Source organism: Variovorax sp. R-27 (assembly GCF_049913215.1).
GTDB lineage: Bacteria > Pseudomonadota > Gammaproteobacteria > Burkholderiales > Burkholderiaceae_C > Variovorax.
This window is the reverse complement of the sequence record NZ_CP183984.1, coordinates 687,971-714,752: the sequence shown is the minus strand read 5'-3', so window position 1 is coordinate 714,752 and position 26,782 is coordinate 687,971. Positions and strand designations below refer to the sequence as shown.

Genomic DNA, 26,782 nt, shown 5'->3' with positions numbered 1-26,782 from the left:
CCGCGTGACATCCGTCACACGAGCAGGCCCTCGCCGACACGGACATAAGCCCTCCGCCTTATCGCGCCAAGCCGGGTCCGTCCTTACATTGGACTATCGCCCCTTGCTGCGGAAGCAGTCCATGTTTGTTGCCGTGAATTCCTTTCTCTCGCCCTTCTGCGGAAGGTTGCGCCGCGCCGTGCTGGCCGTGGGCTTCGTGTGGGCCGGTGCTGCTGTCTCGTCTGCCTTGTTCGCTGCCCCGGCCTCGGCCGCCAGCCTCACGGTGCTGATGGGCGACGATGCCGCGGCGTCTTCCGAGTTCGTGCAGCAGCTGCGCGCGGACCAGGAACCTGGCGGCAAGTTCGAGCTGGTGCGGCTCACTCCCGGCGGCGCCGATCCGCAACCGCCCGCGGAGGCAACGGACACCGAGCGCGCCGCGAACGCCGGCGTGCGCACGCGCAGCCTGCGCACCGCTTCCGACGCGCCGCTCACCATGGCCGTAGGCCCCGCCGCCGCGCGCGCCGCCGTCGAGCGGCCGGGCCAGGAGCCGCTGGTGCTGGCGATGCTGAGCCGACTCGAATACGAAACCCTGAAGGCCAGCAGCCCTGCCCTGCGGCGCGGCGACCGGCGCGTGGGCGTGCTGCTGCGCGACCCGGCCATGGCCGACCAGCTCGCGCTGATCACCGCCGTGCTGCCGCAGAAGCACCGCATCGGCGTGGTCGCCACGCCCGAGTCGGAGCCGCTGGTGCGCGAACTGCAGCGCGCGGCGCAAGGCGCGAACCCGCCCTGGGACCTGCGCGTGGAATACGCGCCCGACGCCAAGTCGCTCGCCAACGCCCTGCGCCAGGTGGTGCCGCTGAGCGATGCGCTGATGGTGCTGCCCGACCTGATCGGCGACAGCCAGGCGGCCACGCTCTCGGTGCTGCGCGCCGGCGCGAGCGCGGGCCTGCCGGTGTTCGGCGCAAGCGAAGGGCTGGTGCGCTCGGGCGGCCTGGCCGCGGCGGTCTCGACGCCATCGCAACTCGCGCAGCAGGCCCGGCTGCTCGGCCAGAAAGTGGCGAGCGCGGGCACGGGCAGCAGCAACAGCAATGCGCCGCTGGTGGAAGCGGCAACGCCCGCCACCGTGCGCGTCAACGCCACCGTGGCACGCGGACTCGGCCTGCGCATGCCGGAGGAACGGGAACTGACCGACCGGCTCGCAGCCCCGCGATGAGCACCGCACCGCCCTCTCAAGGCCCGCCGGGAACAAACGGGGCCGGTGCGCCCGCGCCCATGCCCACGCCGCCGCCCCAGTCGCCCCACACGCTGGTCGTGCGCGGCAACCTGCAGCGCGATCTGTTCCGTCTTGGCGTGGTGCCGTGCGCGGCGGTGGCGCTGGCGCTCACCGGCTGGTTCACGCACAACCGGCTGCAGACCCTCGAAGCCGCCTTCGACGCCGAAGGCCAGGCCGTGGCGCGGCAGGTGGCGGCCATGTCCGACCTGAGCCTCTACGCGGGCGACTTGCCGGCGCTGCAGAACGTGGCCAATGCCGCGCTGCGCGGCGGCCAGGTGACGCGCGTGGAGATCAGCAACAGCGCGGGCGTGTACGTCACGGCCGGGCCCAAGACGCCGTCGCTGGCGCAGCTGCGCATGTTCACCTCGCCGGTCACGCTGCGCGAGGCCTCGCGCGCCAGCGCCTTCGCGCCCGCCGGCTCCACCGCTGCGGGCGACACGCCCATCGGCCTCGTGCAGACCTTCCGCGACACCACCGCCTACACGCGCGAGCGCAGCCGCTCGCTCTTTGCAGGCATCGGCATTGCGCTGGTGGCACTGGTGGCTGCATGGGCCTCGGTGCGCCACATGGCGCGCACGGTGGCGCGGCCGCTGCGGCGCGTGTCGCGCACGGTGGCGGCGCTGGAGTCGGGGCATTTCGAGGTGCGCTGCGACGTGGTCGAGGGCGGCACGCGCGGCACGCACGAACTCGCGGTGCTCGCGCATGACATCGACCGGCTGGCCGAGCGACTGCAGCGCAACCGACAGGTCAGCGAGGAGCGCGTGCGCGAGGCCACCGCCGTCGCATTGCAGCGCATGGCCGAGGCCGAGCAGGCCGCGCTGTCGCGTGCGCGCTTCCTGGCGGCAGCGAGCCACGACCTGCGCCAGCCGCTGCATGCCATGGGCCTGTTCATCGACGGCCTGCTGCCTGGCGCCTCGCCCACGCAGCGCCCGGCCGTGCTGCGGCTGCAGGAGAGCACCGAGTTCATGGGCGTGCTGCTCGACGACCTGCTCGAGATCTCGCGGCTCGATGCACAGGTGCTGACGCCTGCGATCGCCAAGGTACCGCTCGCCGCGCTGTTCGACCAGCTCGATGCGCAGCACGCCGCCACCGCCGTCGAGGCCCGCGTGCGGCTGCGCTGGAGCGACCGCGGCCTGGCCGTGCGCACCGACGCGGCAATGCTGCGGCGCATCGTCGGCAACCTCGTGACCAACGCGCTGCGCCATGCGCCCGAGGGCGGCACCGTGCTAGTGGCCGCACGGCGCAGCCCGGCCGGCGTGCGTATCGAGGTGCGCGACAACGGCGTGGGCATCGCGCCGATCCACCAGGGCCGCATCTTCGAAGAGTTCTACCAGGTGGCCAACACCGAGCGCGACCGGCGCCGCGGCTTCGGGCTGGGGCTGGCCATCTGCGCGCGCATCGCTGCGCTGCTGGGAACCCGCATCACCGTGCGATCGGCGCTGCAGGCAGGCAGCACTTTCAGCTTCACGCTGCCCGAGGCGCGCCTGGCGGACATCACGCCACCCGAGCCGCCGCCACTCGCCGTCGCGCCCCTGGCCGGCCTGCGCTGCCTGGTGGTGGACGACGACCCCGCCATCCTCGACGGCAGCCGCGCGCTGCTGGAGCAATGGGGCTGCCAGGTCGAATGCGTGACCAACGGCCCCGAGGCCATCGCGCGGCTGGGCACCGGCGACCTCCACTACGACGCCGTGCTGTGCGACCTGCAACTGGCGGGCGAAGGCGACGGCGTGGACGTGATCGACGCCGCCAAGCGCCTGCAGCCCGACGCGCTGGCGGTGCTGGTGTCGGGCGCCACCGGGCCCGAGGTGCTGCAACGGCTGCGACATGGCGGGGTGATGCTGCTGACCAAGCCGGTTGCGCCAGCGAAGCTGCGGGCGCTGCTGACCACGCGGCGGCACGTGCACATCGCCTGACCCCGGCGCTTTCTACGCCCGCGAGAACTGCCGGCGATACGCAGTGGGCGATACCTTGAACGCCGACATGAAATGCTTGCGCAGCGACACCGCCGAGCCGAAGCCGGCGCCGGTCGCTACGCGCTCGACCGGATGGTCGGTGGTCTCCAGCAGCCGCTGCGCCAGCGCAAGGCGCTGGTTCTGCACCCACTGGCCGACGGTGGTGCCGGTGGATTCGCGAAAGCGCCGCGTGAAGTTGCGCCGGCTCATGAGCGCGCGCCGCGCGAGGTCGTCGAGCTCGTGCGGCGTGTCGAGGTGCCCGCCGAGCCACTCCAGCAGCGGCGCGAGGCGGTCGCGCTCGGCTGTTGCGGGCACAGGCTGCTCGATGTACTGCGCCTGCCCGCCCTGCCGGTGCGGCGCAACCACCATGCGCCGCGCGGCGCGGTTGGCCGTCTCGGCGCCGTAGCGCACGCGCAGCAGGTGCAGGCAGCAGTCGATGCCCGCGGCCGTGCCGGCGGAAGTGAGCACGCTGCCATCGTCCACGTACAGCACCTCGGGCTGCAGCTGCACCTTCGGATACTGCTTCGCGAAGGCCGGCGCCAGCTTCCAGTGCGTGGTGGCGGGCCGGCCGTCGAGCAGCCCCGCCTCGGCCAGCACGAAGGCGCCCAGGCACAGGCCGACCACGGTGGCGCCGCGCCGGTGCGCGGCCTGCAGCGCGCGGATCAGCTCGGGCGGCGCCGCGCTGCCGTCGTCGCGCCATGAAGGCACCACCACGATCTGCGCCCGGCGGATCGCCTCGAGCCCATGCGGCACCACGAGCGTGAAGCCCGCGTTGGTCTGCAGCGCTCCGGGCTCCGGCGCGCACACCCGCATGCGAAAGCGCGGCGCGCCGGTCTCCGTGCGGTCTTCGCCGAAGACCATGCAGGGCACGGACAGGTGGAAGGGGCTGATGCCGTCGAAGACGACGACGGCGATGGTTTCGATGGCCGGATTGCGCATGGCCCGATCTTATCGATGAATGGCTTTCGGGCCACTGTCGCGAAACGGTGCAAAGGCGAAGAATCAGGCCATCCGAACAACCAGAGAGAAGGAGTCTTTCATGAGCAACAACACCGCCACAACCCCGCGCCGCGCCCTCGTCGTGATCGACGTACAGAACGAATACTTCGAAGGCGGCGGCCTGCCGATCGAGTTCCCGCCCATCGAAGACACGCTGCCCAACGTGACGAAGGCCATGGATGCGGCACGCGCCGCCGGCACGCCGGTGATCGTGGTGCGCCACCATGCGCCCAAGGGCGCACCGGTGTTCCAGGCCGACACGCACAACGGCCAGCTGCACCCCGAGATCGCGAAGCGGCCGCACGACCACCTCATCACCAAGAGCTTTCCGAGCGTGTTCACCGGCACCGACTTCGCCGACTGGCTCGCGCGCCATGAGATCGACACGCTGAGCGTGGCCGGCTACATGACGCAGAACTGCGACGCTTCCACCGTGTTCGAGGCCATGCACCGTGGGCTGAACGTGGAATTCCTGGCCGACGCCAGCGGCGCTCTGCCGTACGAGAACGCGGCGGGCAAGGTCACGGCGGAAGAAATCCATCGCGTCTTCAGCGTTGTCTTCCACAGCAACTTCGCTGCGGTGACTTCGACCGACGCGTGGATCTCCGCGATGCGCGAAGGCCAGGTCATCCCGAAGGACAACGTCGTGATGTCCAACCGCCGCGCACGCGGCGTCGCCTGAACCGGGCGCGGATCAGAAGTCCGCGCAGCCGTTGCGCTTCTCGGTGTCCACGCAACTCGACAGGTTGGGCCGCGAGCGCACGCGCGACCATTCGCGCGCCAGCACGTCGCTGCCCTGCGTTGCGCGGTCGCCTTCCAGCGGCCCGGTGGCAAAGCAGATCGGCGGCGGGCCGATGTTGCGGTCGTACACCCAGGTGGCGGGCAGGTCGCGCAGCACGTCGGGGCGCGGCAGGTTGGGCAGCCCGCCGACGAACAGGGTGCCCGGCACCACGTTGACCGCATAGCCCTCGGCCGAGGTGAAGGTGCCATTGATCGGGTACGCGCCCTGCGGGCTGGCCTGCAGCGCCGGCGAGAACAGGAAGCCGGCGAAGCCCGCGCCCGTGTCGCCCAGAATGAGCCCGCCGATGCCGTAGCTGAACAGCGGGTTCGGATAGCCGAAGGGCCGGCTCGCGTTGGCGACGATCACCGTCGCCACCGGCTGCTGCGCGTAGATGAAGTGGTTGGCGCCCGCGGGAATGCTCACCGCGCACAGGCCCGAGTACGCGCAGTGGTACAGGTTGGGGTACAGCCCCGAACCCGCCAGGCCGCCGCGCGTCTCGCCCACCCAGGTGTCGGCCCAAACGCGCCACGGCGCGCCGCCGATCGTGTAGCCGCCGGTGTTCTGGAAGCGCGATGCCGCCACGAGGTCGGCTCCGTTGGTGCTGCTCACGTTGGCGCCCAGCAGCAGGTCGCCGCTCAGCGTGCGCACGAACACGGTGTCGGCCGCCATCGAAGTGGCCGACACGACCTGCGGCGCATTGCCGGCGGCGTCGTAGCCGGTGACGCTTACCGAGCCCAGCTTCACGGTGTCGACATCGACATACCGGAAGGCACCGGCCGCGCCACCGCCCAACGTGTCGGCGCTGACGTTGTTCGCTGCCTGGTCGAGCAGCACGCTGCCGCCGGTGGAGCGCGCCAGCAGCGTGCCGGCGGTGATTGGCGCAGCAGCTGTCTGCGTGATGTTGCCGCCCGAGATCAGCCCGACCTTCGACGCCGTGAGTGCGCCGCCGAGCTGGATGTTGCCGCCACCGCCGTTCTGCAGCGTGAGCGCGTTGGGCACGCCGAGCGGCCCGACGACGTTGATGTCTGCCGCATGGGCATTGCTGCCGGCGACAATGGTGGGCGCGTCGAGCCGCGTGAACTCGTCGGCCGACACCGCGAAGCCCGTGGCCGCCGTGCCGCCCAGTGTGATCGGGTTGGCCGTGCGGTCGACAGCGTTGCCGGCAGCGTCCACGCCGCCGGGGCGGAGGTTGAGCACGTTGCCCGCGCGCACGGTTCCGCCTACGACCAGGGCATCGACGGTGCCGTTGTTGCTGGCTCGCAGCACCACGCTGTTGTTGCCGTTCACCTGCGCGCCTGCGGCGATGGTGACGCCAGTGCCGTTGGCCTGCGACTCGCCCGCGATGTCGATGTTGCCCACGCCGAGCGTAGTGACCAGCGCTGTACCAGCCACCAGCACGCCGCCCGAAGGCGCATCCAGCGGACCAGGCGTCACAAGGCCGCGAATGCCGATGTTGCCGCCTACGCTGCGGACCACCGTCGCGCCGGTGATGTCCACGCTTTGCACGGACAACGGAGAAAGACTGTAGTTGTAGCTGGCGCCGATACCCACGATATCGATGTCGCCGCTGGTGGTCAGTATCTGGCTTGCCGCCGTGCCGTTCTGGATGCGCACGCCATCGCCATGCTGGCCGACGCCGGTGATCGAGACATCGCCGGTGCTGCTCTGGATGGTCACTCCCGTGAGGTCGACCGTGGGCACCGTGCTGAAGACGGTGGTCGGCAGGGTACGCCTGCCGCTCAGTTGCACGAAACCGCTCGGCCCGCCGTCGCCGCCCGCGATGGTGCGCGTGTCGATCTTCGTACCGTTGAGCGACAGCGCCGAGTTGCTGTTCGCACCGGCATCGGCGTTCATCGTCACATTGCCGCCGTTGGTATTGATCGCGCCGTTGAAGCTGATCGTTCCGCCCTGCCCGCCCACGCCCGCGTTGAACACCACGTTGAGTGCGCCGTCGGCCGACTGGATGGTGTTGCTGTTGCCCGATCCGCTGATGTTGTGCGCGGCGTCGAGCTGGAAGGTCAGGGGCGCACCGCCGGTCGTGCGCTGGATCGCCGCCAGCGTGTCGAAGCTGATGTTGCCGTCGGTCGCCACACCGCCGGTGCCGGTGGTGATGGTCACGCTGGTGCCCTTGTCGAGCGCGGCATTGATATCGCCATCCTGCACTGTCGAATTCGCCATCGGCGCGAAGGGGTCGCCCGTCAGGCTGCCGCTGGCCGTGCCATGGGCGATGATGACGTTGTAGGGGTCGATAGTCCACGTGCCGGCCGTGCCTACAGGCGCCGAGGCGTCCACGCGCACACCGGTCAGGTCGAAGTGCGGCGCCGAGGTCTCGATGCTGCCGCCGTTGCCGCCGGCACTGCCGCCCCGCGCCGACAGGCTGCCGTAGCCGCGCAGCGTGTCGCCCGCGATCACGTTCACCGTGCCGCCGTTGCCCGTGGCCGACTTCGCGTCGGCGCGCAGGCTGGCCTGATCGCTGATGGCGATGGTGCCGGTGGCGCGCACGTCGATGGTGCCGGACTGGCCCGCGCCGCCGGCGTCGATGGTGGTCACGTTGTCGAACGAATCGGTCACCAGCACGTTGCGCCCGTTGAGGCTGACGGTGCCGCCCGCGCCGGTGCTGCTCGAGACGTCGAGCACCGGCAGGATGGTGGTGCCCGACTCCAGGTCGCGCAGGTTCACGCGCCCCACGCGCACGTCGCCGCCGCGGCCGTCGACGGCAATGCGCCCGCCCTCGGCGCGCACGGTGCCGCCGGCTTCCATTCCGAGCACCACCGCCGATGCGTCGTTGCCGACGGTCGCGGCGCCGTTCGCCACGTCGAAGCCCTTGCCGCCCGCCGTGCCCGAGATCGACACGTCGCGCCCCTTGCCGGCCGTGATGCTGCCCCCGAGGATGGAAACGCCGTTGCCCGCGCCGTAGCTCACGCCGGCGCCACCGTTAGCGGCCGATGCCGAGGTCAGGAAGGCGCTGTTCGCCGTCAGGCCCTGCATGTCGCTGCCGGTGCCGTCGATGGCCACGCGGCCGCCGGCATCGATGATCGCGCCGCGCATCGAGATGCCGCCGATGTTGCCCGTGGTCACGTCGGGGAAGGAACTGTCGACGAAGTCCACGGTGCTGCCGTACACCGCGACAGGATCCGTGGCCGTCCAGCTGCGCGAGCTGCCGGTGATGTTCACATCGCCTGTGCCGGTGCGCAGCACTGTGTCGTTGCTCTCGGTGCCGTCCAGCAGCACGCCGCCCGCGCCGATGCCGCCCGCGCCGGTGATCGCGATGTTGCCTGCGCCGGTGGTCAGGCTGCTGCCCGAGACTTGCACGCCGTCAGCGCTCACGTAGTAGTTCGGGTCGCCGGCCGAGCTGCTGGAGCCCTGCCCGCGCAGCACGATCGAGCCGCTGCCGCCGCAGGCGCCCGAAGCCATCGCGCAGGTGCTCAGCGTGCTGTCGAACAGCGAGATGCCCGCGCGGCCGATATTCGGCCCGCCATCGGTGGGCGCGATGCCGCCGACCGCATAGCCGTTGGCCGCGTCGCTCTGCCCGTAGAAGCGGATGTTGCCGCCGTTGGTGGCGATGCTCGCGTTGTTGAGTTCGATCACGCCGCCGTCGGTGCCACTGGCCGAATTGGCGTTGAAGTCCACGTGCAGCGCGCCGCTTTCCGAGCGGATCGACGAGCCGCTGGACATCTGGATGTCGCGCAGCGAATCGACCGTGAGCCGCGCGTCGCGCCCCTGCGACTTGACGATGCTCGCGTTGTCCTGGAATCGCACGTCGTGCGACTCGCCGTCGTTGGAGCCGGTGCGCAGCGTCACGTCGGTCGAGTGGCCCAGCGTGTTGCCGATGGCTGTCGTGCTGATGCGCGTGTCGGCCGTGTTCAGCCCATAGTCCGACGGGTCGTAGGCCGGCACGGTGTTGTCCACATTGAGCGTGCCCTTCGACTCGACCACCCAGGTCCCGTTGGCACCGCTCGCACCGCCCGCCGCATCGATCTGCGCCAGTTCGGTCACCTCGACCTGCCGCGCCGTCGTCGTGATGGTGCCGCCCGCGCCGCTGCCCGCACCGCGCGCCTGGATCTGGCCGGAGACGTGCGTGTAGTCGGCGCTCAGGTCTACCGTGCCGCCTTGCCCGTTGGCACCGGTTGCGTTCGCGCGCAGCACCGAATCGGGCGACATGCTCACTGCGCTGTTGCCCGTTATCTGGATCTGCCCGCCCTTGCTGCCGCCTGCATCCGCGGTCAGGCCGGACAGGCGCACGTAGTCCGCGCTCGCGGTGATCGAGCCGCCGGCCACGCCCGCCTCGGTGCCTCTCACGTCGAGGGTGCCGCCGAGCAGCATCTCGTTCGAGCGCGCCGGCGACTGGCCGCCGTCGAGCACGATCTCGCCGTTGCGCGTGGACAGCGAGAGAGCCCGGATCACGCCGGTCTGGCTCACCACGAGCTGGCGTGCATCGACATCCGCTGCTGCCGCCATCAGCACCACGCGACCGCCATTGGCCGTGATGTTGCTGGTGTTCATGAGCTGCGCGGTGGTGGGACTGTTCTTGTCCCCGATCGTGTCGGTGGCCTGCAGGTCCGCGAGCTTGAAGGTGGTCTGCCCGTCCAGCGGCACCTTGAAGGTCGTGAGCCCGTCGCCGTCGAAGTCGAGGTTCATCGTGAGCTTGCTGGCCGACACCAGGCCCACCGAGCCGCGCGCGACGTTGATCTCGCCGTCGTTGCGCACCGAGCCACCGACCAGCGCCACGGTGCCGCCCGGCGATGCGGTGATCGACGCGCCGCCCTCCACCCTCACCTGCGCGATGCTGCCCGAGGGACCGACGAAGACAAGCTGCTCGCTCTTGTCGAAGGCCTTGTTCTCCGAGCCCGCGGGCATGAAGTTGCTGTTGGCGATATCCAGCGTGGACGCGACCAGCCCGCCCACGTTGACCGACGAGCCCTTGCCGAACACGATGCCGCTCGGGTTGATGAGGAACACGCTGCCGCCGGGCAGGTTCGGGCTGCCGATCAGCGAAGTCTTCAGCGTGCCGTCGATGCGCGATGCCTGGATGGTGCCGCCGTCACCCACCACGCGGTTGAGCAGCACTGCACGCGTGCTCGGCTGCGCAATGTTGACTGTGTTGGTCGCGCCGATGGAGAAGGTCTGCCAGCTGGCGATACCGCGCAGGGACGGCTGGGTGATGCTCATCACGTTGCCGCTCTGCGTCATCGTGACGCCGCCGGCAATGGGTGTGAAGCCGGTGGGCAACACCTGCGCCATGGCCGGGGCCGCGCCCGCACAGATCAGCGACAGCGCGATGGGCCGCAGTTGAAGCCGCTGTGGAAATCGATTGCGTTGCTTCATGGTCAGAACGCCTTGATGAGCTGCACGTACAGCCTCGGGTTGCGGCCACCGCCGTCGGTCTGCGCAGGCGGCGTGCCGGCGCGCCAGGCGAGCGTGGCGTTGATCGAGAAATTGCCCGGCCGCGACCAGCTCAGGCCCACGCCGTAGCCGCGCAGGCTGTGGCTGTTGACGCCGTCGTAGGGCGTCGGGTTGCGCACGATCTTTCCGTGCGCGGCGTCGTAGAACAGGAAGGGCGTGAGCTCTTCGTTGAGCGACCAGCGCCATTCGACCGTGCCGATCACGCCCTGGTCCACCAGCAGTTCGCCCGAGGGGTAGGCACGCACCGCGCGTGCGCCGCCGAGCGCGAGTTTTTCCGAGGCGTCGAGGTTCTTGCTGGCCCACTGTCCACCCAGCGACAGGTACAGCGAATGGCGCGGCACGATGGCCTGCAGGCGCGAGAGCTGGAAGCTCAGCTTGGTGAAGCCGCCTTCGGTGTTGTGCCCCGTGATGCTGCGATCGAAGTCGCGGCTTTCCGGGTCGCGGATCGAAAGGTTGCCGTGGTACAGCGTGCCCGAACTGGCCCAGTAGCCGCCGCCCAGAAGTTCGTCGCGGCGCTCCCAGGTCCATCCCAGGCTCAGGCCGTTGACGCGCTTCTTCGAGCTGAAGTCGGCCGCGCGCAGTTCGTCGGTAAGGTCTTTCACGTCGACACCCAGGCGCAGGAACAGGTTCTGCTGGCGCTGTCTGATCAGCGGATAGTTCAGCGAAAAGTCGAGCACGTTGGCGCGGCCGCGCGCATCGAGGTCGACGAACTGGCCGCCAAGCTCATAGCTCACCCGCGACAGGCCAACGCCCGCACGAAGCCCGCTGGTGCCGATGGGCGCCTCGTAGGCAATGCGGCCGTATTGCAGCGCGTTGCTGTCGGACACCATCACGCGCATGTCGAGGTTGTCGCCGATGCCGAAGGGGCTGAGCCAGCGCGCCGTGCCGCCCACGCGGTAGCGGCCCGATTCCTTTGTGCCGTGGTTGTCGGCCTCGGCCGTGAAGGCCCAGCGCGGCGCGGCGGCCACTTCGACCGACAGGTCGGTGGTGCCGGCCTGCGCGCCTTCCTGCAGTCCCGATGACACCTTGACGCCAGGCTGGTCGGACAGCAGCAGCATCGCGCGTTCATAAGCCGGCGCGCTCACGGCCTCGCCGGGCTGCAGTGGCGCGAGGAAGCCGCGCACGCGCGACTCGGCAATGGGCGCGTCGGGCGCAACCACCACGTCGACCTTGCCGAGGCGGCCTTCGATGACGCTGATCTCGACGATGCCGTCGCGCACGGTCTGCACGGGCACCACGGCCTGTGCGAGGAAGTAGCCTCGTTCCTTGTAGCGGGCGGTGATGGCCTTCGCCAGCTCTTCGAGGTCGGTGAGCGTGACGTCGCGGCCGATGTAGGGGCCGGTGATGGTCTGCAGCTCTTCGTTGGTCAACGCTTTCACGCCGTTGAGCCGCAGGTCGTTGAGCTTGAATGTCGAGCCTGTTGGGCGCGGCGGTGCCGGAAGGCTCTGCGGTGCAACGGCGCCGGTTGCCTGTGCCAGCGGACGGTCGCAGGTGCCGCAGGGGTCCTTGGTGGGCAGCAGTTCGGTGCTGTCGCCGGCATCGTTGGCCGACGTGGCTTGCGGTTCAGCCTGCGCCTGCTCCTGGGCATGCGCGCGATCGGCAGCCATGAAGAACATGGCCGACACCAGCGCGCCGGCGGCCCAGGCAACGGGACGCAGTGCGCTGCGCGGATCAAGAGCAAGGGGGCGGTTTCTTTTCATGGCATTGCGCATGGCTCAGCTCCCCACCGTCAGGCGCCAGTTACCGATCAAATTGAACGGCGCCCAGAAGAAGGGATGGGACATCTTTGGGTCCTTCAATACAGCGAGTTGCCCGGCCTGCATGGCCTTCTGGATGTCGCGTCCCTTGGCCAGCTCGCCGTAGAGCGTGCTCATGAGCACCGCGGTCGCGTCGTCAGACACCGGCCACAGCGAGGCGATCAGGCTGGAGCTTCCAGCCGAGAGAAACGAGCGCGTGAAGCCCAGCACCTCATCGCCCTGCGCGATGCGCCCCAGTCCCGATTCGCAGGCCGACAGCGTGACCAGCGCGGTGCCGTCCATCGGCAGCTCGAGGATCTCGTGCGCCTCCAGAAAATTCTGCTTGCCGCCTTCGTTGGCCAGCAGGATGCGCGAGTACAGCGGATCGACCGCATCCGCCTCGGCATGCGCCGCCACGTGCATCAGCGGCGAGCGCGAGGCCACGTCGCGGAACTGCGTCTTGGTGGCGGCCGCGCCCATGTACACGGTGTTGCGCGGGAACAGCTGCGCGAGCTGCTTCACTTCGGTCTCGGCGCCGGGCAGGTCGTACTTGTCCTCGATGCGCGGATTGCCGAAGGCCGTGAGCGATGCGTTCACGCGCGGCGTGCGCTGAGCGAGCTGCACCGCGATGCTGATAGACGGCGCCACCGCCACCGGATGCGTCTCGATGACGTAGCGGCCGTCGAGCCGCAGCGCCTGGAACGGCAGGTAGTGCAAGGGCCCGTGCGGCACCACGATCAGCCTCTGCCCCGGTGCCAGGCCGAGCGGCCCGAGCAGCGCGGCGCCCAGCTTGTCGGCGTTGGTGATGGCGGTGCGGCGGCCGCGCACGATGGAGTTGCGGAAAGTCTCGACCAGCTCGTTGAGTTCGTCGCGCTTCACCGCCACCGTCTTCTCGGTGATGCTGCTCGAGCTCACGACCCACACCACGAGCCGGTCGGGCAGCGAGTGGAACTGCACCACGCGTTCGTCGGGCGCCAGCGTGCGTTGCAGCGTGGCAAGGTCGACGGTGTTGGCGGCTTGCTCGTTGATCTTCGCGCGGCCGCGCACCGCGTCGAGCAGCGCGCGCGAGCGGCTGTGCTCGCTCACCTCGAATGCGGCCCGCGCATCGCCCGCATCGCTGTAGATGGCCACGCCACGCTCGAACACCGTCTGCAGGTCCGAGAACAGGCCCATCTTGAATTCTTCGCTGCGGAACTTGGCGCGCACCTTGTCGACGTCGCCCAGCGCGCGGCCCACGGCCTCGGCCGCGGCCTGCTTCTGGCCCAGCGCGAGTTCGCTGCGCGCCACGCCGTCCCAGGCCCAGAGGCGGTAGTACTCGGTGTCCGCGCCGACCTGGCGCGCCGTGAGCGCGCGGTACATGTCGCGCGCCTCGGCCGGCTTGTTCTCGGCCAGCAGCAGGCGGGCGCGGGTGCGGTCGAGCTGCGCGGTGAGCGGTGCGTCCTTCGGCGGAGCCATGGTGCCGAGCACTTCGCGTGCCCGTGCGGGGTCGCCCGATTCGATCAGCGCGTTGACCAGCGAGGCCTGCACCAGCGGCGCATAACGCTGCGAGCTGTTGGCCAGAGCTTCGTCATAGCTGAGAACCGCGCCGGAGAAATCGCCGCGGCGCGTGCGCACGTCGCCAATCACCTTCTGCACGGGGCCGACCACCAGCTTGGGGTCGCGCGCCTGGTGCCTGAGCGCTTCGCGTGCGAACTCTTCGGCTTTTTCGAGCTGGCCCGAGTAGCTGTAGACGATGGCCAGGTCGCGATTGGCCATGGCCATCAGGTTCGGGTCGTTGGTGGCGTTGGCCAGGTGCAGCGCCTTGCTCGCGGCGCGCACGCTCTGGCGAAACTCGCCGGCCTCGGCCAGCGCAACGGCCTGGCTGCAGTACTGGTAGCCCGAGAGCTTGACCGCGTCCTGCCCATAGAGAACAGCGCCTTCGCTGGTCAATGCCAGCAAGGTGTCGGTGTCGGCCAGTCGGGCCTGCTCCATCTTGCTGGCCGCGGCTTCGGCGCTCGTCGCTTGCTGCGCCGATGCCAAAGAGCCGTAGCCCAGGAGAAGAATGCCAGCCAGACCGAGCGCACCTGCGAAGCCCGCACGATGACGTGCAGGGCGCTCCCATCCCCATCTTGAAAACCACGCCATTGAACCCCCTGCGTGCGGCCCATGCATCCGCTGCTGCGGATGCTCGACGCCGCGGGAGTGCGCGCCGTTCAGGCCTCGGGGGGAAAGTCTAGGAGCGGCCTCCTGCCGCGCCTATTCTCAATACGGTCTAGCGCTAAAGGACTAAGAGGGTGCTTGCGCCAGGTCAATTTACCGTGTGCGCGCCCAGGCCGTCGGAGGTGTCCTCCGGCAAACCGATCCATTGCACCGACGGATCGAAAGCAAGGCCCGGGTTGCGATCCCCCGCCTTGATGTCCGGCTTGCGGCGCAGGGTCCGGTTCAGCGTGCCGACTCCGCCGGCGGTCCATTCGGTTCCAGGGTCAAGGCCGACTTGACCGAAGCGATCGATGACCACGCCCGACTTTTCCAGCGTCAGGGCATCGTCGCCATTGAAGTTGACTACGCCGCTGGTGAGCGTGCCTGCGGGCTTGAAGGCAGCCGTCGCACTGGCGTTCGCCAGCACCAGCACGCCACCAGGCGGCAAGGAGCCGGAAAGCACCTGGGAGTTGGTTGGCGGCGTGGCCGTGCCGTTGGAATACAGCCTGACGGTATACAGGCTCAGGTCCACCGCCGATGCGGTCGGGTTGTAGATCTCGATCGCCTTGTTGCTCGCCGTGCCTTCCACGTATTCGCTGAAGAACAGATCCGGCGCTCCGGGCGGTACAACCACGACCACCGCGCTCACGTTCACGCTGCTCGATTGCGTTGCGGCCTGACCGGCGGAGTTGGTCAGCGTGGTCACCACGTTGTAGGTGCCCGCGGCCGCGTAGGTATGCGTCACCGTGCCGGTGCCAGGCACTGTCGTGGCGCCGCTGCCGTCTCCCCAATCGACTGCAAGAGAAGTCAGCGTGGTCGCGCCGCCGGGTGTGGCTTCGAAGATGTTCACGCTGTAGGCTTCTCCGACCTTTGCGGCCGTCGGGACCGACGCACTGACGATGGGTTGCGTCACCGCGGCATCGGCCGCCAGGGTCAGGGCGACAAGCACAGGGTCATGGTCCGATGCCCGGAAGGGCGTGGGCGCATAGCGGTCGTCGGTCGTGAAGTCGGTGTTGTAGTCCAGCGCAGTGGGCTCGTCGGCGTTGATGTGCCACACGCTCACGCCGCTGACCTGCGAGCCCAGCGAGGCCGAGGCATAGGCATGGTCGAGTGCGCCGGTTTCGCCGCCGAAGACATAGGTGTACCGGTTGTCGGCGGGCATGCGCTTGAGCAGGCTTTCGTTGCCGGCAGCTTCGAGCACCTTGGTCGGGTCTTCCAGCAGGTAGCTGTTGAAGTCGCCCATCATCAGTACGTCGGTCTCGTCCTCGTCCATGGCCTTGAGCTTGGCGACGAAGCTGTTCAGTGCGTTCGCCTGCTGGGTACGCGCCAGGTTGAAGCAGCCCTGCCCCTGGTCGACGTCGCCCGTGGTCGGGCAACTGCCCTTGCTCTTCAGGTGGTTGACCACGAACCAGAAGCCGCCGTTGTTGCCTACGGCGCTGAATCGCTGGGCCAGTGGCGGGCGTCCGCTTGCAGCGGTGTAGTCGGCCAGGTCCGTGCCCGTCGGAAGAACGGCGTTGCCCACGCGCTGGACTTTCGCGGGCTTGTACAGGATGTCCACTTTGATGGCATCCGTGCCGAACACGCCGCTGCTGACGGCGGCATAGGTGTTCGGGCCGACCTTGGCGTTGAGGGCCGCCAGCAGGTCGTTCGTTGCCACGTCGGAGTTCTGGATTTCCATCAGGCCCACCACGTCGGCATCGAGGCCTGCGATGGCGGCCACGATCTTGGCCTGCTGCCGCTGGAACTCGTTCAGGTTGTTCGCGCCGCGGCAGTTGGCCGCGGATGCAGGACCGGTGCCGAACGAGCAACCCTGGCCGGTCTGGCCCGATGAGGTTTCTCCGTTCACGAACGTGGTGAAGTAGTTGAGCACGTTGAAGCTGGCCACTTTGAGCGGGCCGCTGACCACCGGTGCGGTCGGCGAGCGCGGATTGGCCTGCGCGAACACGGGCGCCACCGTTGGCTGGATGCGATAGGCCGCAAAGTTGTGGCTCAGGATGCCGGTGACTTTCTGCGTCGTATCGCCGATGCGCCGGGTGCCGTCGGTGCCTGCTGCGCTCAGGTACGGAATGGGGTTCGGGTTCTGGCGCGAGGAGCCGTCGTCCAGCACGATGCGCGAAAGCAGGTTCTGCGCATGGGTTGCCGCCGCGTTGCCGTTGGTGGCGTTGAACTGCCGCCCGTTCAGTGCCAGCACCATCTGGCCATAGCGGCCCAGCTCGAACAGTTCCGTCACGGCCAGGGGCTGCGCAATTTCGACCAGCATGCCTTCGTAGCGCTCCAGCGTTGATTCGTTGGCCACCGGCAGCGTGATCTGTGTCGGGCTGATTGCAATGCCGGAAGCGCAGACGCTGATGGCCAGTGGGTCCGCTGTCGTGCCCGCAATCTGCGTGAGGCTGTCGGGCTTTGCATCGGCGCCCGCGGTCTGGCCGAACTCGGTCACCACACCGGAGACCTGAACGAAATCGCCAACGGCCACACGTGTGGCGCTGTTCGGTGCATAGACAAAGACGCCTTCCGAGGTCAGCGGATCGGCATCGGGCACGAGCTGCTGCATGAAGAATCCATTCAGCTTCACGGTCGTGGTGCCGGTGTTCTGGAAGTCACCGACGACCACGCCACGCACGGTCACGGGTTGCGTTGCCAGAGGACTCGTGTCGCCCGTACCTTGAACGGATGAGATGGCCGTGACCGGCGCATTGGCCGGAACGGCGGCAGTACATGTGGGCGGTGGCTGCTCCGCAACCGGCGGCGTGTCTGTCGACGGCGGCGTGTTCGGCTGCGTGGTGCCCGTAGAAGGCCCGGGGATCAGCGGGAAGGAGGTCCCGCCACCACCGCCGCCGCAGGCGGTCAGCGCAAGGACCAGTGTCAATGCCAGAGCTTTGAACTGCCAGGTCGGCCTCAGTGCGGGATGAGTCATGTGGGTTTCTTTGAATGAAGGGGGAACAGCGAGCAGACAGCGCGCGTTTATATGGACCATGTGTGTAGCCCCCGAGAAACCCGGACTCGTCATGGGTGATTGCCTGCTTGATTGCCTGCGTCGGCGCGACGCGCCACGCGCTGCAGGCCGCATTACGGCCTGCAGACAGGTACGTCAAAAGCTCGCTAGGCCGGTACCGCGTCGATGTTCACGCGATCCCAATGGCGATGCTTCGCGATGGCGGCGATGAAGTCATGCGCGATCTGCGTTGCGGCAGTCGCATCGCCCAGGTTGGTGACCGGCGTGGCGGCCACGATCACGCCTGCTGGAGCATCGGAGTCGGCGGCAATGCCCAGCGTCGAGAGCAGCTGCACGCCCTCGCCCACGGTGCAGATCGCCTTGCAGTGCTTGTAGGCCTCCAGCACGAAGTGCACCGCGTCGCCAATGCCCGCCAATGCAGCGACGCTTTCGCCGCCGGCTGGCACCAGCACCGCATCGAACATCACCGACGGCGTGTTCGCGAACGTCATGTCGACTTCGATCTGCCGCTTCGACGCGCTGGCCACGGTGCCCAGACGCGGCCCGACGACCTTGCATTGCGCGCCAGCCTGTTCGAGCGCATCGCGTATCGGCTTCAGCGAAGCCGAGTCGACACCGTCGGCCACGAGGATCGCGATCTTGCGCGTGCGGATCGAACCGTCGCCGGTGTCGGCCATGCTGAGCGCGGGCGATTCGTCGATGGGCAACTCGATACGGTGGTCACGAAAGCCCGCGCGGCCTGCCGCCGCCTTGGCATCGGGCTCACCGATGCCCAGCGGCTCGGCCACGCGGCGCGCGAGCTTCTCGTCCACGTGCGCGAGGTTGTCGACCATGCGCTGGCGGATGGCGGGCACTTCGAGCTTCGACAGCTCGAAGCGAAAGGCCCCGATGATGTGCTCCTTCTCGGCCGCACTCTGGCTGTTGAAGAACAGGCGCGCCTGCGTGAAGTGGTCGTCGAACGACGGGCTGCGGCGGCGCACCTTGGGCGGATCGATCTCTTCGGGGAAAGACTGGAAGCCGTGCTGGCCGCCGTCCACGCGAAACTCCGTGCCGCTGCCCAGCGTGTTGGGCTCGTAGGCCACCTGGCCGCGCGCGATGGTCTGCCTGTGCATGCCATCGCGCTGGAAGTTGTGGAACGGGCACACGCCCTTGTTGATCGGCAGCTCGTGGAAGTTGGCGCCGCCCAGCCGCGAGATCTGCGTGTCGGTGTACGAGAAGAGGCGGCCCTGCAGCAGCGGATCGTTGCTGAAGTCGATGCCGGGCACCACGTGGCCCGGATGGAAGGCCACCTGCTCGGTCTCGGCGAAGAAGTTGTCGGGGTTGCGGTTGAGCACCAGCTTGCCGATCTTCTGCACGGGCACCATCTCTTCGGGAATCAGCTTGGTGGGGTCGAGCAGGTCGAAGCCGAGCGAGTGTTCCTTGTCCTGCGGAATCATCTGTACGCCGAGCTCCCATTCGGGGAAGTCGCCGTTCTCGATGGCTTCCCACAGGTCGCGGCGATGAAAGTCGGCGTCTTTACCCGCGATCTTCTGCGCCTCGTCCCATGCCAGGCCATGAATACCGAGCCTGGGCTTCCAGTGGAACTTCACGAAGTGGCTCTCGCCGCGGCTGTTGACGAAGCGGAAGGTATGAACGCCGAAGCCTTCCATCATGCGCAGGCTGCGCGGAATGGCGCGGTCGCTCATGGCCCACATCAGCATGTGGGTACTCTCGGGCATGAGCGAAGCGAAGTCCCAGAAGGTGTCGTGCGCGCTCGCGGCCTGCGGCATCTCGTGGTGCGGCTCGGGCTTCACGGCATGGATGAGGTCGGGGAACTTCATCGCGTCCTGGATGAAGAACACCGGAATGTTGTTGCCCACGAGGTCGTAGTTGCCCTCGCGGGTGTAGAACTTGACGGCGAAGCCGCGCACGTCGCGCACCGTATCGGCGGATCCGCGCGAGCCGGCCACGGTCGAGAAGCGCACGAAAACGGGCGTCTTCTGGTCCGGGTCCTGGAGAAAGTCGGCGCAGGTGAACTGCGACATCGACTTGTAGACCTGGAAGTAGCCGTGCGCCGCCGAGCCGCGCGCATGCACGGCGCGCTCGGGAATGCGCTCGTGGTCGAAGTGCGTGATCTTCTCGCGCAGGATGAAGTCTTCCAGCAGCGTGGGGCCGCGCACACCCGCTTTCAGCGAGTTGTGGTTGTCCGGTATCTGCAGACCCTGGTTGGTGGTGAGGGTCGTCGGATGCTCGACGGTGAAGCCTTCGAGTTGCTGCTGCTTGGCGTTGCTGCCGTCGCTCGCCTTGGTGGCGCTGGCGCGGCGGCCTGCGGCGGCCTTGTTCTGCGGCGTCATCGTGGATCTGCTGGAATCTTTCATGGGTGGGCACTCAGCCTGTTTCGTTGTTGCTGTCGAGGAACATGTCGAGCACGTTGACCACGGCGACGAGGCATATGCAGCCTGCCACGGCGGCAACGGCCCACACGAGGATTTCGTCGCCCCAGGTGCTGGCGAGCGTGTCGAAAAACGATGAAAGCTCCATAGGTCCCTCCAAGGATGCAAGCGAATTGCAAGGTTATGTTTCGCACCGCGCGCGACCCGTAGTGGCCGCCCTCCCCCGTCTGTGGGAGAAAGAGTGCGTGCAAGGTAGGAGCGCACCGACAACGCATCGCACCCGCCTACGCTGCTTCGCGGGTACTGGCTGTGGAGCCTGAAAGATTCGTCGCATAGCATGGGCCCACGGGACGGCACTGATCGTGCTTGTCTTTCATCGCACTGCCTCTCGCGCACCGGCCGCACCGCCCGGATCCCCTCAGGGAAGAAAGAACCCCATGCAGATCAGGATCGGCTTCGACATCGAACTCGGCGTTACCGCCCCCACGGCGGTGATCTACATGCTGCAGGTGCACCCGTCGCGTGCCCAGGACCTGCAAGGCGGCGAGAACATCACCCTCAGCCCGCCGATGGCCACCGACCACTACCAGGACAGCTTCGGCAACAGCTGCGCGCGCGTGCACGTGCCCGTAGGGGTGAGCAACGTGCGTTTGCGCAACCACGCAGTGGTGTTCGACACAGGCTGGCCCGACCCGGTGGACTTCAGCGCCAGCGAGCATGCGGCGGCCGACCTGCCGGTGGAGACGCTGCCTTTCGTGCTGCCGAGCCGCTATTGCGAGGTCGACGGCGAACTGCTGCAGTTCGCCTGGGCCAACTTCTCGAACGTGGCGCCGGGCTGGTCGCGCGTGCAGGCAATCTGCGACTTCGTGCACCGGCATCTGCGCTTCGACTACCAGAACGCACGGGCCACGCGCACCGCTTTGGAGGGTTTTCGCGAGCGCACGGGCGTGTGCCGCGACTTCGCGCACCTTGCGATCACGCTGTGCCGCTGCATGAACATACCGGCGCGCTACGTCACGGGCTACCTCGGCGACATCGGCATTCCGCCGGTGCGCTTTCCGATGGACTTCAGCGCGTGGTTCGAGGTGTACCTGGGCAACCGCTGGCACACCTTCGACGCGCGGCACAACACGCCGCGCATCGGCCGCGTGGTGATCGCGCGTGGTCGCGACGCGGCGGACGTGCCGATCACGATGGTGTTCGGCGCGAACACGCTGCAGCGGTTCGAGGTAACTACCGAGGAAGTGCTGCAGTGAGCATCAACCTGCGGTGCGTGCAGCACGAATCGATCGGGGCCAGGCCGGACTCTGCAAACCGTGGCGCGGGAAACCGAAATCAGAGATCGTCAAAAATTTGACAGTCTCGGTGCGACCCGATGCATAGCATCCGGCTCCACATGAATACCGACCTTTCTCACACCATGCGCACGCTCGAGCGCCTTCGCGAGGCACCGCTGCATACCCGCTCAGGCTGGGATCTCGCCCATGTGCTGCACCACGCGGCGCAAAGCATCGAATATTCCCTGGATGGCTTTCCACAGCTGAAGCCTGCCTGGTTTCGCGCCTCGTTGGGCGCCATGGCATTTGCAGTGTTCTCGGCGCGCGGCAAGATGAGCCATGGATTGGAAGAGCCGATACCCGGCGCGCCCACGATTGCTTCAGGTCAGCCGTTGAACGCTGCGGTGGAGCACCTGATGGACGCATTGAATCGTTTCGAACGACACAGCGGGGTACTCGCACCGCACTTCGCCTACGGCGCACTGGGCAAATCCGAGTACACGCGCGCTCACCTCATGCACCTGGCGAATCACTGGGAGCTGGTGGACGCAGGCTGACGCGCACCCGAACAGCACCAACCGGATCGTGCGCCTGTGGACGGCTGGCCTGGCAAGCTCAACTTCCCCGCACTGCCGGCATGCTCGCGGGAGCCTGGTTCAATTCGGAACTCGCGTTGGCGTGCTGCATCGACGCAGACCGTTCATGATTGATGAACAGCACGGCAATCATGCCGATGACAGCCGGAATGGCGATCGCAATGAAGTTCTGGTGCAGCGGCAGGCTCATGCCGACAAGCACACCGATCAGGATCGGCGCGAGGATCGCACCGCTGCGGCCCACACCCAATGCCCACCCGAGACCGGTAGAGCGGAACGCCATCGGATAGAACTGCCCGGTATAGGCGTTGGCGACGATCTGCGTGCCGATCGTCGAAGCACCAGCCAGTCCGACAAGGACGAACAACGCAGGCGTCGGCATCTTGAACCCAAGCAGCGTCAGCGAGACCGCGGCAAGCGCATACATTGCCGCGAGCACGTACTTGATGTGGAACCTGTCGGCGAGCCAGCCGCCGCCGATTGCGCCAACCATGGCTCCCGCGTTCAGCACCAGCACGAACGTCAGCGCCGAGCCCAGGCTGTAGCCGGCGCTGGCCATGAGCTTAGTCAGCCACGAACTCAGCGCGAAAACCATGAACAGGCACATGAAGAACGCAATCCAGAACATCACGGTGCTGAAGCCGCGGCCTTCACGAAAAAGGTGCCTGATCGGCGCGCTGTCGGCCTTGTCTTGCGCCGGCACTACGAATCGGTCCGTCGCCTGCGGCCGATAGCCGGGATCGAGCCTGGAGGCTATTTCCTTCAGCTCGTCGCTGCGGCCCTTGGCGAGCAGGAATGGCATCGATTCCGGAACCGACTTCAGGATGACGGGAATCAGGAGGACCGGCAGGCCCGCCGCGAAAAACACCGATTGCCAGCCGTAGGTTTCGATGAGCCCCTTGCCCAGAAGCGCTGCAATGATTCCGCCAACTGCGTAGCCACTGAACATCAGGGTGACCAGGGTCGCGCGAATCTTCCTGGGTGAGTATTCGGTCATCTGCGCGACCACGTTCGGCATCACGCCTCCGATGCCGAGCCCGGCAAGGAAGCGCATTGCACCGAAGGTGAAAGGGTCGTCGGCGAGGCCGGCTGCGGCCGTGAAAACGCTGAACAGGCCAATGCAGATGGCGATCGCCCAGCGGCGGCCTATCTTGTCGGCAATGGTGCCGAGGAAGATTGCCCCGAACATCATGCCGAAGAGCGCCGAGCTCACCATGAATCCGGCGTTGGTCGCATCGACGCCCATCTTCGCCATGATCGAAGGCAGCGCAATGCCGACGACCGACAGGTCGTAGCCGTCAAACACAATGATCAGCGCGCACCAGAAAAGCACGCGCCCGTGAAAGCGGTTGAAGCGGGCATCGTCGGCCAGCTTGTGAAGATCGATTTGGCGCATGGCTCTTGTCTCCGACTGAATAGATCTCACGGCGAGGGTTGTTCCGCGACGGGCTGAATGATGGTCGCCTCGCAGTGGCGGGTCCAACGCATTTTTCGGATGTTCCCTATCAATCCTGGAAATTCTGGGGAGGGTCTACCCATGGATCGGACTGTCGCGGTGCCCTGCCCGCTCTTTCATTCGCCTGGCGAATGCGCGCTATCACCGATATTCGTTGGACCACATCCCGGCGCCTGCATAGATTCAGCAGCCAGGCGAACGCCAACGTGGCGCTGCCAGGAACCCAAGCAACGGCAGAGCCCGCGCGCACAAAGGAGATGGTCATGCAAGGCAAGATCGGCCTCGAGGAACACTTTGCGATTCCCGAGACGCTTCAGGATTCAGCCGGCTTCGTGCCGGGAGACTACTGGCGGGAGCTCAGCAGCCGCCTCCTAGACATTCACGAAGGGCGCTTGCGCCAGATGGATGAGCACGGCATGGAAATGATGATCCTCTCGCTGAATGCACCTGCCGTGCAGGCGGTGCCCGATCCGAAGAAAGCCTGCGAGCTCGCGATCCGCGCTAACGATTTTCTGGCGGAGCAGGTGGCGCGACGGCCCGACCGCTTCCAGGCGTTCGCAGCCCTGCCCATGCAGGACCCCGAAAGGGCCACCCAGGAACTCGAGCGGTGCATGACCGAGCTGGGTTTCCGCGGCGCCCTGGTCAACGGCTTCTCGCAGATCGGCACGACCGACAACGCCACCTACTATGACGCGCCGCAGTACGCCCCTTTCTGGGAGGCGGCGCAGCGGCTCGACGCGCCGTTCTACCTGCATCCGCGCAACCCGCTCGCGAGCGGAGCGCAGATCTACGAAGGCCACCCGTGGCTGCTCGGCCCTACGTGGGCCTTTGCACAGGAAACCGCCGTCCACGCCCTGCGCCTCATGGCCAGCGGCCTCTTCGATCGCCATCCCGGTCTCAAGATCATCCTCGGCCATCTGGGCGAAGGCCTGCCCTACAACATGTGGAGAGTCGACCACCGCAATGCCTGGGTCAAGGCGCCCAAGGGCTATCCGGCCAAGCGCAAGCTGTGCGAATACTTCCAGGAAAACTTCTATCTCACGACCTCCGGCAACTTCCGCACCCAGACGCTGATCGATGCGATGCTGGAAATCGGGTCGGACCGGATCCTGTTCTCGACCGACTGGCCTTTCGAGAACGTGGATCACGCTTCGAACTGGTTCAACGACGCGAGCATCAGCGAGGCCGATCGGACGAAGATCGGCCGGACGAACGCGCTGTCGCTGTTCAAGCTGAAGCAGTCCTGATTCACCCGGGCAGGCACGGGACCTAATGATCGACATCGACGAATGGACCATCACCAGCGCAGTCCGGAAAGCGCACGGTGCAACTTCCAATGCGCGCCTGAAGACCGTGATGGACAGCCTGGTGCGCCACCTTCACGACTTCGCACGCGAGGTGCAGCTCACCGAAGCCGAGTGGTCCCATGGCATCGACTTCCTCACGCGCGCCGGAAGCATCACCGACGACAAGAGGCAAGAGTTCATTCTGCTGTCCGATGTGCTGGGGCTTTCGACGCTCGTCACCGCACAGTGCAACCGGCGCCCTGCCGGATGCACCGAGGCGACAGTCTTCGGTCCCTTCTACGTACCCGACGCCCCGGCGTACAGGAACGGCGACGACATCGCCAATGGCGCGAGCGGTGAACCCTGCTTCGTTGGCGGAACGGTCCGCGGGATCGACGGCGAGCCGATCGCCGATGCGCGCATAGACGTCTGGCAGTCCGACGACGAAGGCTGGTACGACGTTCAGCGTCCGGAGCTGGAGCATGCGCAAGGTCGAGGCCATCTGAGCAGCCTCGGGGACGGCAGCTACCGGTTCAGATCTGTCGTGGCCGTTCCTTATCCGATTCCTCACGACGGCCCGGTGGGGCAACTGCTGGAAGAGCTCGGCCGCCACCCGTGGCGGCCGGCACACCTGCACTTCATGATCCGGGCGCCGGGGTACGAGACGCTCATCACCCACGTGTTTCGCGCAGAAGGTCGCTATCTCGACTCCGACGCGGTATTCGGCGTGCGCAGCTCGCTCATCGCCGAGTGGAAACGCAATGAGCCCGGCGTCGCGCCGGATGGCACATGCATGGACGTTCCCTTCTACACGCTCGAATACGACTTCGTGTTGAACGACTCCAGGAACGACTAGGGTCCGTCAACGCCATTTCCGGCACCGCGACGGCAGGCCAATCCAGGCGCACCGTACGACGTCTACACCTGTGGATCGCGGCGTGATCGCTGATGGAAGAGGCCGAATATCAGTTCGCGCAGCCAGCGATTTCCGCTGTCCTGATGAAATCGCTCGTGCCACTGCTGCCGTATTTCGAATGGCGTGACCTCGAACGGCGCATCGACGATATGCAGATCCGCGCGTGAAGCCACCATCGCCCTGGCGAGACGGGCCGGCGCAGTCAGCAGCAGGCCCGATGCGGCGACGATCGACGACAGGCCCAGCGAGTGAGCGGCCGTAAGGACGACCCGCCGGCGATCGAGCGCACCCGCCCGATCCAGGGTCTGCTGCAATTGCGAGTCGGTCGTTCCCTGAGGCCGGTACGCAATGTGTTCCGCCGCGAGGTAGTCGTCGAGTTCGATGCTTGCGGGTGTGCCCAACGGCGAAGTCTTCGACATCAGCACGACGAATGATTCGTCGAACAGTCGCTGCTGGTAGAACGACGGCCCCATCGGCTCCCAGCTGCCGAGCGCTATGTCGATCTGTCCATGGAGCATCCGCTGCCGGGCGTCGGCCATGGAGACGTCCACTGTTTCGAAGCGAACCCCGGGTGCAGCAGCGCGAGCGACCATGAGCAGCTCGGGCATCATGACCAGTTGCCCGATGTCGTTGACGGCAATCCTGAACGTGCGGCCCGATGTCTGCGCATCGAAGGTTCTGCCTTGATCGACCGCCTGCACCAGGCAGGCGATTCCCTCCTCGATCGGGGCGATGAGGCGTTCGGCGACGGGCGTGGGGACCATCCCGTCCGCCGAGCGCACGAACAGCGTGTCGCTGAAACGCTCGCGCATGCGCTTGAGGGCGTTGCTCACCGCCGACTGCGTCATGCCGAGCCGATCACCCGCGAGCGTCACGCTGCGCGTGGCGTAGATCGCCTGAAAGACCAGGAAGAGATTCAGATCAATGGAGTTGATGTTCACCGCGTCGTCTCCGGCCGTTTATCGAGCCGTCATTCGTTGTCCAGCACGGCCAGGTTGTCGTAGACCATCCGGAGCATGTCCCGAAGCGACTCGGCCTGCGCGAAGCTCAGTCCTGACAGCGACACCCGCTCGTACAACTGGGCCAGCGGAATGATCCGCAACGCGAGGTCGCGCCCTGCCTCGGTCAGTGCGAGCGCAAGGGCCCGCGCATCCTCGTCGGATCGATCGCGCACCACCACACCGCGTTGAAGCAGGCCGTCGACAGTTCGCGAGAGCGTGGAAGGCTCGGTCGATGTGTGCAACGCCAGGTCGGAGAGGCGCTGATGTGGCTGATGGTGCAGCGCGACGCAGATCCGCCACTCGGTCAGCGAAAGGTTGAACTGCTTGAGCTCCCTGCTGAACGACTGGCCCATTCGGGTTCCCGCACGTGCAAGCAAGTAAGGGATTGCCCGTTCCAGATCGTGATTCACAGATTTATCTGCTTCTGCAATCAATTCCGGGAGCGCTTCGGGGCTTGTCTTGCGCTGCTTTACGGGGGTGGTCACTGCCGGCTTTCTCTTGGTCATGGGCCATCTTACAAGCGAAAAACATCACCGATATAGCGTAAACCCCGAGCCAATATTGATTGCATTTGCAAATGTTATCCGCTTCAATTGAGCCCTCTGATCGCAGAGCCACACATCC

Annotated in this window: 17 protein-coding genes; 7 read left to right on the top strand and 10 right to left on the bottom strand. The window is 67.0% G+C overall.

Annotation, left to right across the window (positions count from 1 at the left end):
* Positions 1–133 precede the first annotated feature (133 nt).
* Both ACN9MV_RS03270 and ACN9MV_RS03265 read left to right on the top strand, forming a co-directional pair.
* Positions 134–1,192: an ABC transporter substrate binding protein gene (locus ACN9MV_RS03270; protein ID WP_426391290.1), complete on the top strand. Its 1,059-nt coding sequence runs from the start codon at positions 134–136 to the stop codon at positions 1,190–1,192.
* Entirely contained in the window at positions 1,189–3,165 is a 1,977-nt protein-coding gene (locus ACN9MV_RS03265) for a hybrid sensor histidine kinase/response regulator (protein ID WP_093054207.1), read from the top strand. Before ACN9MV_RS03270 ends, ACN9MV_RS03265 begins: the two co-directional genes overlap by 4 nt.
* Before the next feature lie 12 nt (positions 3,166–3,177).
* Here ACN9MV_RS03265 and ACN9MV_RS03260 read toward each other — a convergent pair whose 3' ends face one another.
* Positions 3,178–4,143: a GlxA family transcriptional regulator gene (locus tag ACN9MV_RS03260; protein WP_426391288.1), complete on the bottom strand. Its 966-nt coding sequence runs from the start codon at positions 4,141–4,143 to the stop codon at positions 3,178–3,180.
* A 100-nt stretch (positions 4,144–4,243) separates the two neighbouring features.
* Between ACN9MV_RS03260 and ACN9MV_RS03255 the strand changes: the two genes are divergently transcribed.
* On the top strand, positions 4,244–4,885 hold the full coding sequence (locus tag ACN9MV_RS03255; protein ID WP_093077060.1) for a cysteine hydrolase family protein: 642 nt from the start codon (positions 4,244–4,246) through the stop codon (positions 4,883–4,885).
* 12 nt (positions 4,886–4,897) lie between these two features.
* On the opposite strand, the gene ACN9MV_RS03250 is transcribed toward ACN9MV_RS03255, so the two are convergent.
* The 6 genes from ACN9MV_RS03250 to ACN9MV_RS03225 all read right to left on the bottom strand — a co-directional run bounded on the left by ACN9MV_RS03250 (position 4,898) and on the right by ACN9MV_RS03225 (position 19,774).
* A complete protein-coding gene (locus tag ACN9MV_RS03250) occupies positions 4,898–10,309 on the bottom strand; it encodes a filamentous hemagglutinin N-terminal domain-containing protein (RefSeq protein WP_426391287.1) in 5,412 nt (1,803 codons plus the stop codon).
* Positions 10,310–10,311: 2 nt separating this feature from the next.
* Positions 10,312–12,087 carry a ShlB/FhaC/HecB family hemolysin secretion/activation protein gene (locus tag ACN9MV_RS03245; RefSeq protein WP_426391286.1) on the bottom strand — a complete coding sequence of 592 codons (1,776 nt, stop codon included), beginning with the start codon at positions 12,085–12,087 and terminating at the stop codon, positions 10,312–10,314.
* Between the two features lie 15 nt (positions 12,088–12,102).
* A complete protein-coding gene (locus ACN9MV_RS03240) occupies positions 12,103–14,247 on the bottom strand; it encodes a CHAT domain-containing protein (RefSeq protein ID WP_426391285.1) in 2,145 nt (714 codons plus the stop codon).
* Between the two features lie 163 nt (positions 14,248–14,410).
* Complete coding sequence (locus ACN9MV_RS03235) at positions 14,411–17,215, bottom strand: ExeM/NucH family extracellular endonuclease (RefSeq protein ID WP_426391284.1); 2,805 nt, start codon at positions 17,213–17,215, stop codon at positions 14,411–14,413.
* Between the two features lie 185 nt (positions 17,216–17,400).
* Positions 17,401–19,587 carry a catalase HPII gene (gene katE, locus ACN9MV_RS03230; RefSeq protein ID WP_256216770.1) on the bottom strand — a complete coding sequence of 729 codons (2,187 nt, stop codon included), beginning with the start codon at positions 19,585–19,587 and terminating at the stop codon, positions 17,401–17,403.
* Positions 19,588–19,621: 34 nt separating this feature from the next.
* Entirely contained in the window at positions 19,622–19,774 is a 153-nt protein-coding gene (locus tag ACN9MV_RS03225; protein ID WP_176928769.1) for a hypothetical protein, read from the bottom strand.
* Between the two features lie 289 nt (positions 19,775–20,063).
* On the opposite strand from ACN9MV_RS03225, the gene ACN9MV_RS03220 reads away from it, so the two are divergent.
* Both ACN9MV_RS03220 and ACN9MV_RS03215 read left to right on the top strand, forming a co-directional pair.
* The gene (locus tag ACN9MV_RS03220; RefSeq protein WP_426391283.1) at positions 20,064–20,882 is read left to right on the top strand and encodes a transglutaminase-like domain-containing protein; all 819 of its coding nucleotides are present in this window, start codon (positions 20,064–20,066) and stop codon (positions 20,880–20,882) included.
* Between the two features lie 140 nt (positions 20,883–21,022).
* Positions 21,023–21,460, top strand: a complete 438-nt coding sequence (locus ACN9MV_RS03215) for a DUF1569 domain-containing protein (RefSeq protein WP_177142329.1) — start codon at positions 21,023–21,025, stop codon at positions 21,458–21,460.
* Between the two features lie 58 nt (positions 21,461–21,518).
* Here ACN9MV_RS03215 and ACN9MV_RS03210 read toward each other — a convergent pair whose 3' ends face one another.
* Positions 21,519–22,895, bottom strand: coding sequence for an MFS transporter (locus ACN9MV_RS03210; protein ID WP_093054188.1), 1,377 nt, complete (start codon positions 22,893–22,895; stop codon positions 21,519–21,521).
* A 323-nt stretch (positions 22,896–23,218) separates the two neighbouring features.
* Here ACN9MV_RS03210 and ACN9MV_RS03205 point away from each other — a divergent pair, with 323 nt between their 5' ends.
* Together ACN9MV_RS03205 and ACN9MV_RS03200 are read left to right on the top strand one after the other, a co-directional pair.
* Complete coding sequence (locus ACN9MV_RS03205; protein WP_093054282.1) at positions 23,219–24,202, top strand: amidohydrolase family protein; 984 nt, start codon at positions 23,219–23,221, stop codon at positions 24,200–24,202.
* A gap of 25 nt (positions 24,203–24,227) precedes the next feature.
* Positions 24,228–25,097: an intradiol ring-cleavage dioxygenase gene (locus ACN9MV_RS03200; RefSeq protein WP_426391282.1), complete on the top strand. Its 870-nt coding sequence runs from the start codon at positions 24,228–24,230 to the stop codon at positions 25,095–25,097.
* Positions 25,098–25,159: 62 nt separating this feature from the next.
* On the opposite strand, the gene ACN9MV_RS03195 is transcribed toward ACN9MV_RS03200, so the two are convergent.
* Positions 25,160–26,098, bottom strand: coding sequence for a LysR family transcriptional regulator (locus ACN9MV_RS03195; protein WP_426391281.1), 939 nt, complete (start codon positions 26,096–26,098; stop codon positions 25,160–25,162).
* A 29-nt stretch (positions 26,099–26,127) separates the two neighbouring features.
* A complete protein-coding gene (locus ACN9MV_RS03190) occupies positions 26,128–26,643 on the bottom strand; it encodes a MarR family winged helix-turn-helix transcriptional regulator (RefSeq protein WP_426391280.1) in 516 nt (171 codons plus the stop codon).
* Positions 26,644–26,782: the final 139 nt, after the last annotated feature.